Annotated in this window: 10 protein-coding genes; 7 read left to right on the forward strand and 3 right to left on the reverse strand. The window is 59.8% G+C overall.

What is annotated here, in order from left to right; genetic code table 11:
• Nucleotides 1–144 precede the first annotated feature (144 nt).
• Entirely contained in the window at nt 145–2,895 is a 2,751-nt protein-coding gene (locus VMY05_06700; protein ID HUV30756.1) for a DUF2723 domain-containing protein, read from the forward strand.
• A 131-nt stretch (nt 2,896–3,026) separates the two neighbouring features.
• Here the strand turns inward: VMY05_06700 and VMY05_06705 are convergent, their stop codons facing one another.
• Nucleotides 3,027–3,500, reverse strand: coding sequence for a DUF2087 domain-containing protein (locus tag VMY05_06705; protein ID HUV30757.1), 474 nt, complete (start codon nt 3,498–3,500; stop codon nt 3,027–3,029).
• A gap of 185 nt (nt 3,501–3,685) precedes the next feature.
• Here VMY05_06705 and VMY05_06710 point away from each other — a divergent pair, with 185 nt between their 5' ends.
• Nucleotides 3,686–4,540, forward strand: coding sequence for an EamA family transporter (locus tag VMY05_06710; protein ID HUV30758.1), 855 nt, complete (start codon nt 3,686–3,688; stop codon nt 4,538–4,540).
• 48 nt (nt 4,541–4,588) lie between these two features.
• Here the strand turns inward: VMY05_06710 and VMY05_06715 are convergent, their stop codons facing one another.
• Complete coding sequence (locus tag VMY05_06715; GenBank protein HUV30759.1) at nt 4,589–6,514, reverse strand: hypothetical protein; 1,926 nt, start codon at nt 6,512–6,514, stop codon at nt 4,589–4,591.
• Nucleotides 6,515–6,696: 182 nt separating this feature from the next.
• On the opposite strand from VMY05_06715, the gene glnA reads away from it, so the two are divergent.
• Nucleotides 6,697–8,109 carry a type I glutamate--ammonia ligase gene (gene glnA / locus VMY05_06720; protein ID HUV30760.1) on the forward strand — a complete coding sequence of 471 codons (1,413 nt, stop codon included), beginning with the start codon at nt 6,697–6,699 and terminating at the stop codon, nt 8,107–8,109.
• On the opposite strand, the gene VMY05_06725 is transcribed toward glnA, so the two are convergent.
• Nucleotides 8,097–8,870 (reverse strand): SDR family oxidoreductase, encoded by a 774-nt coding sequence (locus tag VMY05_06725; protein HUV30761.1) that lies wholly within the window; start codon nt 8,868–8,870, stop codon nt 8,097–8,099. The genes glnA and VMY05_06725 overlap by 13 nt on opposite strands.
• Nucleotides 8,871–9,308: 438 nt before the next feature.
• Here VMY05_06725 and VMY05_06730 point away from each other — a divergent pair, with 438 nt between their 5' ends.
• The 4 genes from VMY05_06730 (at nt 9,309) to VMY05_06745 (ending at nt 13,519) form a co-directional block, all read left to right on the forward strand.
• Nucleotides 9,309–9,449: a hypothetical protein gene (locus VMY05_06730; GenBank protein ID HUV30762.1), complete on the forward strand. Its 141-nt coding sequence runs from the start codon at nt 9,309–9,311 to the stop codon at nt 9,447–9,449.
• Nucleotides 9,450–9,570: 121 nt separating this feature from the next.
• A complete protein-coding gene (locus tag VMY05_06735; GenBank protein HUV30763.1) occupies nt 9,571–10,473 on the forward strand; it encodes a peptidoglycan DD-metalloendopeptidase family protein in 903 nt (300 codons plus the stop codon).
• Between the two features lie 161 nt (nt 10,474–10,634).
• Complete coding sequence (locus VMY05_06740; GenBank protein HUV30764.1) at nt 10,635–11,264, forward strand: RNA polymerase sigma factor; 630 nt, start codon at nt 10,635–10,637, stop codon at nt 11,262–11,264.
• A 68-nt stretch (nt 11,265–11,332) separates the two neighbouring features.
• Nucleotides 11,333–13,519: a heavy metal translocating P-type ATPase gene (locus VMY05_06745; GenBank protein ID HUV30765.1), complete on the forward strand. Its 2,187-nt coding sequence runs from the start codon at nt 11,333–11,335 to the stop codon at nt 13,517–13,519.
• The last annotated feature ends 109 nt before the right edge of the window (nt 13,520–13,628 follow it).

The raw sequence follows: 13,628 nt of genomic DNA on the forward strand, positions 1-13,628 counted from the left end.
TCCGTTTTTTTGAGCCGGTGGCACGGCCCGCCGGTAAAATTATCACTGGTCTTGCCGTACCATTTGTTATATCTTCCGCTTCGCTGTCGCGGAAGGTTTATCCAGGGTATCGGAAGGGTGTGGCACTTGCTTTAGGAGGAGACGTTGCCCAACAGTATGCCGGTTGTCAGCAGGAGCTTCGATAGGACGAATGCCGTCCTGGCGGGCCTGGTGTTCGTGGCCGCCTTTGTCGTCTATTCGCTCACCGTGCAGCGGTCCCTCTCGTTCTGGGATTGCGGCGAATTTATAGCGTGTTCCTATACTCTCGGTATCCCTCACCCCCCCGGGACGCCGCTGTACATTCTGCTGGGGCGGGTTTTTTCGCTGATACCGATTGTCGGGGACATATCCTGGCGGGTAAACTACCTGTCGGTGCTCTCGTCGTCGTTCACGGCCATGTTCAGTTACCTGCTGGCAGTGCGATTGACCAGGCATTTCTCTGACCAGCGCGAGGACCACCGGCTTGGCCGGTACATCGCATACATCGGCGGCGTTGCCGGCGGTCTGTTTGTCGCCTTTTCCTACACCAACTGGACCAACTCGGTGGAGGCCGAGCCGCGCGCCGTGGCCGTGGCCTTCGCCGTGGCGATTGTCTGGATGGCGCTCCGCTACTTCGATCAGCGGGGAACCCTGAGGGCCACTCGGACCATGGTGCTGGCCATGTATCTGGCCCTGCTGGCCATCGGCGTGCACATGACCGTCTTTCTGGTGGTGCCGGTGTGCGCGATTTTCTTTGTCCTGAAACGGGAGGCTGAAGGCAAGCACTACCTGGCCATCTGCGGCTTTGCGATTCTGGAACTGTTGATGGTCACGCTGTTTGCCAACGGTCGCGGCGGTTTCCCGGTATTCCTGTCGCTGACGGCCCTGCTGACGGTTGTGCTCCTGGTCCTGCTTTACCGCAAGATCAACTGGGGCATTCTGATCGCCATCGGCTCAGCCTTCCCCATCATGCTGTCGTATAATCAGTACCTGAAACTGGGCCTCCCGCTCGGATTGGCAGCCATGATCGCACTGGCCTTCCTCTGCCGGTGGAAGGGGTGGAAGCTGCAGTGGAAGACGGGCCTGGTTATCATACTGCTCAGCTTTATCGGTCTGTCGGTGCACCTGTATGTCCCCATTCGCTCCGCGCATAATCCCCGTATCGACGAGAACAACCCCTCCCGCGACTTTCGGACCCTGATCGACTTCTTTGACCGTCGGCAGTACGGGCAGCAGTCGATGGCGGAGCGCATGTTCCATCGGCGCGGTGCCTGGGAGAACCAGTTGGGGCGGCACGCCAACATAGGCTTCTGGTCGTATTTTGAGATACAGTATTCGTCGGGTCGATGGGTCTTCGTGCCGTTTTTGCTGCTGGGGTTGATCGGGCTGTACGTGGCAATCAGCAAGCGGCTTGAGCTTGGCATGCCGTACCTGACGTTGTTTCTGCTGGCCTCGCTGGGGCTGGTGCTGTACATGAATTTCGCCGACGGCACCCGCTATGACGTAGCCACCAACGACGCCTACCTGGAGGTTCGCAACCGCGACTACTTCTTTACGCCGGCCTTCGTCTTTTTCGGCGTCGCCATGGGCATGGGCTTGTCGGCAGTGATTCGTTACCTCAGGGACCAGTTGGCGGGCCGGAACAGGAGTCGACAGAGAACGGTGGTGTACGCATGCGCGGTCCTGGCGCTGCTCCCGGCCATATCGCTGGCCAACAACTACCACTCGCGGGACCGGTCGAAAAACTTCATTCCGTACAACTACTCGTTCAACATTTTGAACTCCTGTCCGCCGAACGCGATTCTCTTTACGTCCGGTGACAATGACACTTTTCCCGTTTGGTGCGTCCAGGAGGTGTACAACTACCGCAAAGACGTTCGGGTCGTCAACCTGTCACTGCTGAACACCGACTGGTACGTCGAGCAGATGAAGAACCGGTACAATGTCCCGATGTCGCTGACCGATGAGCAGATCCTGTGGTACCCGGTGACGATCCGCGGCCGGGAGGTCAGCCTGCCCCGCAAGAGGTTCCACGATCGTCCTCGCGGACGGTACACCTACCTGCAGCGAATAGAGGGAGCGCGGGTGCAGGATATGATGGTCGATGAGATCGTCCTCGAGAATAAGTGGAAAGACCCGATCTGTTTCAGTTCTCTGCCCTACGCGGAGTCGCCGCTGAAGCTGAGGGATTATTCCGTGCTGCGCGGGCTGGTCTATATACTCAAACCGCCGCCCGTGGACACGCTGATAGACGCCGAAACGGGCTATGATCTGTACATGAACACGTACCGTTTTGACGGGTACGCGAACTCCGATGTCTATCGTGATGAGAACACGAGCGGTGTGTTCCAGGCGGTGGGTGTCAGCGCCGTGCGCATTCATGACGAGTTGTTGCTGCAGGGTGATACGACTCGCGCCGTCGCCGTTCTTGAACGCATGGTCGACGCCTACCCTGAGTACTGGCAAACGGGCATCACGCTGGCGGATTTCGCCTATGTCACGGGTGACACCGCCCGGGGCGACTCGCTTTTCTGGATGTTGCACGACACGCTGGAAGCGTTCCGGGCATCGAACCGTGAAAGCCTGTTTTACCTTCAGGATCTGGGCCTGGTGAAAGCCGAGCTTGGCCGCCGCAAGGGGGACGAACAGATGGTACAGGACGGGTTGCAACTGATGTGGGAGGCGTTTCGCGGCAATCTCAACAGTGCTATAGCCTTCCGGAAACTGGTTACTGCGCTGTCGCAGAACCGACGCTACGCGGAAATGCAGCAGGCCGCCCGGTTGTTCTCCGAATACAAAATCAACCTGACCGATCCGATATTGCGGCAACTGCTCGGGACAGCCGCGCCTCCGGGCAATCCGCGACCGGGCGGATAAGGGACAAGAGCCGCTCAACTGATTCAGCCCGCTTCACCGCATCCGGTGGGGCGGGTTTTTGCTGTAGCGTGGGTACACGTTCCGCGTGATTGTCGGCACGTCGTTGTAAGGCCGGCTCAGAGTCTTTGGCTTCAGTCGGAGAAGCGGTAGCCGGTGCGCCGGCGATACTTCCCGTCGAGGCGGTCCATCATCTTCTCAAGAACGAATTCCCTGCGCACGGTGCAGACGTCCGCATGGTGCCGGGTGACAATCCGGTTGACCTCGTCCTCGGTATAGACCCGGTTGGGTTCGAATTGCGCGAGAATGTATTCAAGCAGGTATTTGCGTTTGGAACGCTGGGCCGGGAGCCGCTCGACGTGGTCGTTCTTGACAAAGGCCGAAAGAACCTTGTCTTTCTTGCCCGCGGGCCGGGTGTTGGCGTGTTTCTGCAGCCATTGGAATACCGACTGTTCCGGTATCCGCCATTCTTTGCCCAGCTTGTAGGCGGATATCTCACCTGACTGAACCTTTCGGGCAATGACCTGCACGTTCATCTTGAGCTTTTGGGCCAGCTCCGCAGTCGTAAAGAACTCCGTCTCCTTGATCACACCTGCCGTGTATTCCATCCTGGATTCTCCCTGTTGTTACATGGATGACGGTCAATAAGCGGTCATTGGCCGTAGGATCAAGTATTTTTCAGTATTCTGTGGTAGTATGTTCACGGTTTTCGGAGTTCCGGCCTGGTTGCGTTGTTGGTGCCGGCCGGACCGAAGCATTGACACCGGCGCGTCCGTCGCCGTTATTCCCCGGTATGGCTGTCCTGATGTTCATCCTGCTGTGCCTGATCTGGGGTTCCACGTGGCTGGCCATCAAGATCGGTCTGACCGACGCTCCCCCTCTGGCCACGGCGGCGATTCGGTTTCTGGTCGCGCTCTTCATTCTCACCGGGCTGGTGGTGGTCCGAAGGCGGCCCTACCCTCGGCAGATCAGGACTATCGTGAGGCTGGGTTATCCAGGGGTTTACATGTACGGGTGCAGTTATGCGTTCGTGTACCTGGCCGAGCAGCACATAAGTTCGGCCCTGACAGCCGTGCTGTTCGGGTCGTTCCCGTTCTTTGTAGCGTTTCTATCGTGGGTAAGGTACCGGGCGGAACGATTGATTCCTGCGGCCTGGGTGGGGCTGGCCGTTGGCTTAGCGGGCGTAGTGTTGATCTCGTATGATTCGCTGCGGGTGTCCGGTGACCTTTTGCTCGGCACCGTTCTGGCCGTCGGAGGGGCCTTTGCGGCAGCCTACGGCGTGGTGATTCACAAGCGCTATCACGCCGGCCGCGACATCGTCGTGGCGGCTCACATCCAGATGATCTTCGGCGGGGTGCTGCTGATCCTGGCGTCGCTCCTGTTCGAGAACATAGGTGATTTCAGCCCCACACTCGCCACGGTCGGTTCGATTGTCTACCTCGCCGTAATTGGCACGGTGGTGGCCTTTCTGGCGTACTACTGGTTGCTGGCCCGTATCCGCGCCGTGAGCTTGTCGCTCATCGCGTTTGTCTCACCGCTTGTGGCCATCTTGCTGGGGGTTGTAGTCGCCGGTGAGACGCTGTCTCCGGTGATCGTTGTCGGCACCCTGTTCATTCTCTCAGGCATTATTCTGGTCGTGAGGAAATAACCGCAGCCGGCCCGACGGTGCCTGATGACGGTATCCGCCGGGCGGCGTTCAGCGGTCTATGCCGACACCGATTTCGAAGGTGCTGGGGTGGTCGGCGTCGGAAGCCGGACCGATCCAGCGCGTGCGGTTACCGGCATAGGCCTCCCGGTAGGTGTCGTTGCCGCCGCCGTCGACAAAGATACCCATCACGTGCAGGAACCGGCGCGCGCCGGCTGCCGAGGCGTTGGCCCGGCCAAGGGTGACTCCTGCCTGCGTGTTGTATACGTCATCGCCTGCATGATCCAGGAAGAGACCGATGCCGTTGGCGTTGCCGCCGCCGAGCGACAGATTGGGAACCGTGTACGTATCATCGCCCCCGCGCTCATTGAGGCATCCCACGGTGAAATCATGTCCGGCCCCTGCCGCCATGTTGTGAGTGGCCGTGTAAGAGTCGTTACCGCCGAAATCGTCAAGGTAACCCACACCGAAATGGGCGCCGGACCCCTGGACGTACCAGACACCCGAATAGTCGTCGTCGCCGCCCCCGTCAAGGAGCATGCCGACGGCAAACCAGTACGCGCATCCCTGGGCAAACAGCCCGGCGGAGTAACGGTCGTTGCCGGTTCCGTCGCAGAGAATGCCGACGCCGCCCGCCCAGCTGTGGCCGTCGATGTAATCGGCCCTCTTGCCGAACCCGACCCCCTGAGCCAGCGAGGCGTTATGCTCGGCTGTCTGCGGCGAGGGGTTGACAATGTCGGCGTCGTCCGCGACGTATCGGTCATCACCCTCGTAATTCACCAGCAGGCCGCACCCCCTGGTGTAGCCGAAGCCCTGTGACGACGAGAGGCAGAAAAGGGAATCGTTGCCGCTGCTGTCGGCCAGGATACCGATGCCGAACGCCGCCGCGCCCTGGCTGAACGTACGTGCCGCGTAGACGTCGTTGCCCTGAAGGTCCATGACGGCTCCGATACCGAACAGCCCGGCCCCCTGGGCCAGGTTTACCGCCTGGTAGTAATCATCTCCGGACAGATCAATCAGGACGGACATGCCGATGACGGCCCCGCCGATACCGGGTTTTGTGCTGTCGTTCGAGATATAGCGGTCGTTGCCGGCGACGTCGATGATGACCGTCAGCGGGTACTTGTCCGGGTAACCCGCCAGCCGGTAAACGTCGTTACCTCCGCCGTCGAAAATGATCAGCGGCGGGGCAAGGTAGTCGTATGTATCGTCGCCGGAGGTTCCGACCACGATCAGCCCCTTGCGGGTCTTGATCTCCACCTTGAAGGCCGGGAATGAGAGCAGTTCTACCGAATCCACCGCCCGCCGGGCAGCTTCGGCTATATCCTGAGCGCCCGCTATCATCCGGTTGAAATCAATCTTGTCGGCGAGTTCGTAGACGAGATCGTGGTACTCCGGCTCGTCCTCAACGAAGTACTCGTAGAGCCCCTGCCGGTACTTGCCCTTGTCGACCGGTTTCAATCCCCGTTTGAAGAAGGACTCGTCGTCGTCGGCGATCCGGTAGATCAGGTCGATGCGGCGGCGCAAAGCCCGGTACTGTGCGCCGACCAGGACGTTTTTGCTGCCGGTAATCGAGGGAACGGGAACCGAGTCCGGGTAGATAAGGTACGATGACAGTTGGTCCCCGATAAGGGAGCGAGAGATGGGGTGGTCTATCAGTCGGGCGGCGCGGGTAACCAGCGATGTGATATCGGTCACGTCATCGGTGAGCGCCTCGAGGTTGACTTCTCCGTGCCGCAGCAGCTTCAAGGGGTGCCGGTGGAACAGGGTGAAACAGGTAAGCCGCCACCGATCGCCTCCCCAGGTGGCCATCTCGTCCTGGTCGAACCGGATATCCTCGGCCGTTTTCCCTACCTGTTGCAGAGCACTGTCCAACAGGGGCAGGAGTGCATCCGAAGCTGAGGTTGTCGTCAGGTCACCGCTGTGAAGGCTGGCGGCGGCCAGAAGCAGAGCCAGGCCGGTCAATAAACGTCTCATGCCGATTCCCCCGGGTTTGAGTTTGCGGCCGCAAGATAGACGATCGGGCCGTCAGCCGGAAACACTTTTTGCGCACGGGGCGCCGTAACCCCTTGCCTTACCGGCGGGAAGTAGTACATTATGTGAAATCGTTCACTTGTACGTTTCTCCGGTGAGCGGCGGAATCGGCATGGGAGGATGAAATGAAACTGGATACACTTCGCAGGATGGTCAAAGACAGAGAGATCGAGTTTCTGGATCTGAAATTCTGTGACCTGCCCGGCCGCTGGCATCACCTGACGCTGCCGGCTTCGTCGTTAAAGGCCAGCCTGTTCTCGGACGGGGTGGGAGTCGACGGTTCCTCGGTGCCGGGCTGGGCCTCTATTGAGCGCGGCGACATGATTATGCGGCCGGACCCGGCGACCGCGTTCGTCGACCCGTTCTTCGAGCGTCCGACGCTGTCGATGATCGGCAACATCGTGGCCACGGGAAAGAAGATGGAACCCTATTCTCGCGATCCGCGACGAGTGGCAGCCGACGCCGAGAGATTCCTGGCGAAAACGCTGAAGGGAAGCACAATAGTTCTTGGGCCTGAGTTCGAGTTCTACGTTTTTGATCGGGTGAATTTCTTTCAGGGTTCGGCGGCGGGATTCTACGAACTGTACTCAGATGAAGCGCAGTGGCACCCGGGCGAGGACGAAGAGAATCTCGGATACAAGATTCCATACAAGAAAGGATACCACGCGGCTCCACCGAGGGACCGAACGTACAACCTCCGCTCAGAGATCTGTGCCCTTCTGGCCGACGTCGGTATTCCCATAAAATATCACCATCACGAGGTTGGCGGCGGCGGGCAGCATGAGATCGAGGTGGACTTTGACACCCTGCTGAGAATGGCAGACAAGTCGATGCTGGTCAAATACGTGGTGAAGAACTACACCTTCAGCCAGAACCAGTCGGCTACGTTCATGCCCAAACCGCTGTTCGACGAGCCGGGGTCCGGCCTGCACGTTCACCAGTACCTGGCCGGTGCCGGGGGTTCGCTTTTTTACGGGAAAACGGGCCCGGCGCAGCTATCCGAGCTTGGCCGGCACTACATCGGCGGCCTGCTCAAACACGTCGATTCCATGGTGGCGTTCTCAAATCCTTCCACCAATTCCTTCAAACGCCTGATCCCCGGTTTCGAAGCCCCGGTGGCCGGTACGTACTCGGTGGCCAACCGGACCGCCTGTGTTCGTATTCCGGGTTACCAGCGCGACCCTAAAACGATGCGCATCGAGTTTCGGACCGGCGACGGAACGATGAACGCCTACCTGGCCTATGCGGCTATGCTCATGGCCGGTCTGGATGGGATCCGCAACAAGATAGACCCCGGTCTGCCCCTGGACAAGAATCTCGATGCTATGTCTGCTGAAGCGCTGGCCCGGATTCATCACCTGCCCGCTTCACTTGAAGAGGCCCTGGACGCCCTGGAGGCCGACCACGATTACCTGCTAAAGGGAGGCGTGTTTACCGAGGATCTGGTTGAAAGCTGGGTGGCCATCAAGCGACGGGAGATTCTCGACATCAACAAACGGCCCACCCCGTACGAGTTCGAGAGATACTACGACGCCTGATCCGGTCGCCGGTGGACCACCCCGCACGAAGCCTGGGCTTTCGGCAGCACGATCACCTCGGCGATGTTGACGTGCGCGGGGCGACCGGCAACCCATAGTACCGCCTCGGCAATGTCGTCTCCGGACAAGGGAACCAGCCCGTCGTAGACCTTCCCGGCCCGGGCGGCATCACCACGGAACCTGACGAGCGAGAACTCCGTCTCGACCATGCCGGGATCGACGGTTGAAACACGGATGGGGGTATCGACGAGGTCAATCATCATTGCCTTGGTGAGCGCCGTCACCGCGTACTTGGTGGCGCAGTATACGTTGCCGCCGGGGTATACCTCGTGACCGGCGATCGATCCGATGTTGATGACGTGTCCCCTGCCCCTCCTGACCATGCCGGGGATAACGGCCCTGCTGACGTAAAGCAACCCCTTGACGTTGGTGTCAATCATTTCCTCCCAGCTCTCCGGGTTGCCTTCGTGCAGCTTCTCCAGGTCACGTGACAAGCCGGCGTTGTTCACGAGGACGTCGATGGCGGCCCAGGGTTCCGGCAGTTGCGCCACGGTTTTCTCCACCGTCGCCCGGTTCCGGACGTCGAGTTGCACCAGATGACTTTCGGTCGGCAGCCTGGAGGCCAGTGATTCAAGGCGGTCCATGCGCCGTGCCGCCAGAATAAGCCTGGCCCCTGCCTCGGCGAACTTGCGTGCCGTGGCCTCACCGATACCGGACGAAGCGCCTGTGATAAGAATAATCTTGTCGCGCAGTGCGGTCATCGCGTTTCCTTTCCACTTTGAACGTTGGCCGGAATGTATGAGCCGGGCGGCATGATGTCAATTCGCGAGACCGCGGTGATCAGCAAGCCGGCGCTGACGATGCGGACCCGGCTGCGCGCCGGTTAATCATCTGTTCAAACTTTGCACAACCGCCCAGTAGACCCTGCCCCAGTACCTGTAGAGGCGTAACCATATTCTGCACCGGATTTGCGTTTTTGGGTCCGGCGGACGTCGGCGCGTGCTTCGTAACACATTGTGAGAGAACAAAATAAGGTTAGTCAAAGATGCTGTCTACCGGTTCGGGTGACTGGCATACATTCTGCAATATGCAGCTCGGAGAACCTGTAAACATCCGGCCGTTTCTGCCCGATACATAGTCATGACGTCATGACCTTGATCATTGGCTGTCGGGCAACCGGGCCGGGAAAGGGACAGGCAATGACCAAGAGCAGGAAGAAGAAAAACGGGTTGCCCAAGAAGACGTACTGGCACCTGTACAGTCTGCAGGGTGTGGCCTCGGACAAGCTGGTACGAATTGTGAACAAGGTGCTCAGAAGGGAATATATCCTGATAAAGTAGCCGGGCACTTTTTCCTTGACAGTCGGTACGATGAGCCGGTACCATTGGCAACGATAGTCAACCGGTCCTTCAGGGTACCCGATGTTTTTGTCTCTTGGTGCCGCCTGTCGGATATAATAGTATGCGCAGTAAGAAGTTAACATTCATGGTCATCCCGGATTCCTCCGGGACATCCAGAGAACTCCAGGTCCCGGTCGTACTCCTGTACGCCGCCGGAGCCTTTGTCGCGGTTCTCCTCGTGGTGAGTTTCTTCCTGGCGGGCGAGTTTTTCGGAGATCGTGTCACTCAGGAAGAACTGGCCCAGTTGCGTACGGAGAACCGTCAACTGATGACCAAGTACGAACAACTGCGCTGGGATCTGGCCGAAACGGACGCGCGCTATGGCGAACTCGTGGAAAAGGAGATCATGATCAGAACGATGTTCGATCTCCCGGACATCAGCGTCGAGGAGCGGCAGCTGGGTATCGGCGGTCCAACCTCACCATCGTTTGCCGAGATGAGTGAGTCGCAGCAGGAGGCCTACGGCACCGAGGTGGAGGTAGATCGCCTGCTGCGCGTTTCCCGGTTTGAGTTGGAGAAATTCGGCGAAGTGGAGAAAGAACTCAGGGGTCTCAAGGATCGGCTTGACCATACTCCGTCCATTTGGCCCACAAAGGGCTGGAATTCCCGCGGGTACGGGATGAAGTACGACCCGTTCACCGGCTACAAGCAGTTCCACCGAGGTATAGATGTCGCCAACCGTACCGGCACCGCCATCATAGCAGCCGCCGACGGTAAGATTCGAAGCGCCGGCCGGGCGGGCGGCATGGGCAAGATGATTGTGGTCGATCACGGTTACGGTTTCGTGTCGAGGTATGCGCACCTTTCCGAGATCGCGACCCAACGGGGGACCAGAATCAAGCGCGGCGATGTCATCGGGTATATGGGCTCGACCGGATATTCCACCGGCCCCCACCTGCACTACGAGGTCTGGCGTAACGGTAAGGCGCTGAACCCCCGCGACTTCATCCTCAACGACATGTAGACCGCCGACGGTCGGTGGTTACTCTGCAACGCCCGATCGGGCGTTTTTTTTTGCCCCGGGGGCAATAATCGACTTGCCAACGCTCCCGGATATTACTACTTAATAGAGTAGTTTACTCCATTTTGTGTCGCCGGGGCGGACCGTGAGCGGAGGATAAGATTATGACAACGGGAAACGAGGCATTGGGCCGGGCCGAAGAGACGGGGCGGGTCGACGACGAGGTTTGTGTCCGGAGGCTGATCGCGCGCTTCAAGGAAGGTGACAAGGGAGCCTTCGACGAGATTGTCAAGCAGTATCGCAAGCAGGTGGCGGCGCTGGCGTACCGGGTCGTCGGTGATTACGATGAAGCGGCCGACGTCGTGCAGACCGTGTTTGTCAAGATGGCCCGCAATATCTCGCGATATGACGAGAGGAAGAAATTCTACACGTGGCTGTACCGGATCACGGTAAACGCGTCAATTGACCATATGCGTAAGCATCAGCGACATCGACACGAGTCGATCGAGAACCTGCACGACAGCCTGGAGAGCTCTGCGGCGGATCCGGAATGGTCCCATCGCCGCCGTCAGCTGAAGGCCCACATCGAGAGGGCCGCCGGCACTCTCAATGAGAAACAGCTCTCGGCCTTTATGCTCCGCGACGTGGAAGGCTGCACGGTGGACGACGTGGCCAGCATCATGGAAATGCCTGAGGCGACCGTCCGCTGGTATCTGCATCGCGCCAGGGCCAAGATCCGCAAGGAACTGCTGCGCCGCTGCCCCCAGTTGCTCATTCTGATGGGTATCAGATAGGCTGGTCTTTTGCTGAACCGGTTGCGACCGGAAGTGTTATATTGGCAATCATGACCAAGAGCGGTGAAGTGACTCTCAGAATTGAGGGTATGCATTGTGCCGGCTGCGTTCGCAGCATCGAGCACGGAATCTCCCAACTGCCCGGGGTAAGCGAGTGCCGTGTCAATCTGGCTATTGGTTCGGCAGCCGTGGTCTATGACGTCGACCGCTTGGATGAGAAGGCAATCATCGGGCGCGTCGCGGAGCTTGGGTACTCGGCCACCGCCGGCAAATTCGATCTTCTGCGTGCCAATGAGCAGGAGGCGGAATCCGCCCGGCGGAGCTTTGTGCTGGCGGCGGTTTTATCCGCGCCCCTGGTTGTATTGGCGATGTGGCCCATGTTTACCGGCGGGCCGGTTCACTCCCTGCCTGTAGATACGCTGGCCCAGGCGCTTCTGGCAGCCGTCGTTCTGCTGTACGCGGGGCGAGGCATCCTTGCCGACGCCATTCGCCAGGCGATCCGTTTCCGGGTAAACATGAATTCGCTCATTGCCATGGGGACTTTGGCGGCCTACGGGTGGTCGATTTACGCCTTCACACAGGTGTCCGCCGGCAGACCGGCACCGTTGTATTTCGAGTCGGCCGGGATGATCGTAACGCTGATTCTGCTGGGCCGTTACCTGGAAGCCCGGGCCAGGCGGAAAGCCGGTGCGGCAATCCAGTCTTTACTAAGGCTTCGCCCGGCGGCGACTACCGCGATCATTGACGGTGCTGAGGTCCAGATGGCTGCAGCCGACGTTGGGCCGGGCATGGTGCTGCTGGTCAGGCCGGGCGAGCGGCTGCCGGCCGATGGCTCGGTGCTCGAAGGCAATCCATCCGTTGACGAGTCGTTGTTGACCGGGGAATCTATGCCCGTGGAAAAGCGGGCTGGAGATGGAGTCCTTGGGGGAGCGCTTAACGGTAACAGCCCGTTTAAAATGACGGTAACCTCGGTCGGCGAGGACAGTTTCCTGGCGAACGTGATCCAGCTGGTCGCCGAGGCGCAGTCAAAAAAGGCCCCGGTGCAAAAGCTGGCTGACCGGGTGGCGGCGGTATTTGTGTTGGCCGTAATGGGCGTGGCTCTTATTACGCTCGCGCTCTGGCTCTGGCTGGCTCCGGGGCATCCGATGCTGGTGCAGTCGGTAATCTCGGTGCTGATCATCGCCTGTCCCTGCGCTCTCGGTCTGGCCACTCCGACGGCCGTGCTGGCCGGTACCGGCCGTGCCGCCCGCGAGGGAATTATTATCAAAGGCGGCGACGTCCTCGAAAGGCTGACCACGATTGACACCGTTGTGTTTGACAAGACCGGTACTCTCACTGACGGTCGGCCGGACGTCGTGGCGGTACGGACCTTTGGACACCTCTCGGAGCAAAGCATGATACGGGTCGCCGGTTCGCTGGAAGCAGGCTCGGAGCATCCGGTGGGAGCGGCGATTGCAAGGTACATGAGGGGGCGGCAGGTCGAGCCGTGCGTGATCAGGAACGCCTTAGCCAGACCGGGGTACGGCATGACCGGCGAGTTTGACGGACACCGGGTAGTCCTGGGCAGCCGCTCGCTGATGGACGCGGAAGGTGTCAATTTCGGACCATCGCTGCTTCCCGGCACCCGCGAAATGGAACTGGGGCGAACGGTGGTCTACGCTGCGATAGACGGCAACGTGGTGGGCACGATTTCGCTGGCTGACCGGCTCAGGGGGGACGCGCGGGAGCTGATCGCGCACCTCAAGGACGGCCGCAGGCGCGTGAGTATGATCACCGGCGATAACCGCCGGACGGCCGAGGGAATCGCCCGTTCGCTCGGTCTGGAAGAGTATGAGGCAGAGATCAAACCGGACCAGAAAAAGCTGATCGTGCAATCCTACCGCCGGGCCGGGTATCGGGTAGCGATGGTCGGAGACGGCATTAACGACGCTCCGGCCCTGGCCGAAGCCGACGTCGGGGTGGCCATCGGCAGCGGCGCCGACGTGGCCATGGAAACGGCCGACGTGGTTCTGGTAAGGGACGATCTGATGTCGATCCAGAAAATGTTCACCCTGGCCCGGCTGAGCCTTCGAGTAATCAAACAGAATCTGTTCTGGGCCTTCTTTTACAACTCCGTGGCTATCCCGGTGGCGGCGGGAGTGTTTTATCCCCTGATAGGCCTGACGCTCTCGCCGATGATCGCGGCGGCTGCGATGAGCCTGTCGTCGGTCTTTGTCGTCCTGAATTCAGTACGCCTCAACACGGTAGAGTTATGATCCCCGGGGTCGGCAAGCCACGCCCGTCCGACGGTACACTCAATACGCACCCGGGGCCTCCTGCGGAGCGGAATTGCCCCGGCATGGCATCAGCCCGGTTGCGCCGCGC

It is taken from the genome of Acidobacteriota bacterium (assembly GCA_035529075.1).
Taxonomy (GTDB): Bacteria; Zixibacteria; MSB-5A5; order GN15; family FEB-12; genus DATKXK01.

What these genes read in the sequence shown, in the direction of transcription:
- VMY05_06705 (HUV30757.1), bottom strand. Translation starts at nt 3,500, where the DNA reads ATGGAATACACGGCAGGTGTGATCAAGGAGACGGAGTTCTTTACGACT.
- VMY05_06710 (HUV30758.1), top strand. Translation starts at nt 3,686, where the DNA reads ATGGCTGTCCTGATGTTCATCCTGCTGTGCCTGATCTGGGGTTCCACG.
- VMY05_06715 (HUV30759.1), bottom strand. Translation starts at nt 6,514, where the DNA reads ATGAGACGTTTATTGACCGGCCTGGCTCTGCTTCTGGCCGCCGCCAGC.
- glnA (HUV30760.1), top strand. Translation starts at nt 6,697, where the DNA reads ATGAAACTGGATACACTTCGCAGGATGGTCAAAGACAGAGAGATCGAG.
- VMY05_06725 (HUV30761.1), bottom strand. Translation starts at nt 8,870, where the DNA reads ATGACCGCACTGCGCGACAAGATTATTCTTATCACAGGCGCTTCGTCC.
- VMY05_06730 (HUV30762.1), top strand. Translation starts at nt 9,309, where the DNA reads ATGACCAAGAGCAGGAAGAAGAAAAACGGGTTGCCCAAGAAGACGTAC.
- VMY05_06735 (HUV30763.1), top strand. Translation starts at nt 9,571, where the DNA reads ATGCGCAGTAAGAAGTTAACATTCATGGTCATCCCGGATTCCTCCGGG.
- VMY05_06740 (HUV30764.1), top strand. Translation starts at nt 10,635, where the DNA reads ATGACAACGGGAAACGAGGCATTGGGCCGGGCCGAAGAGACGGGGCGG.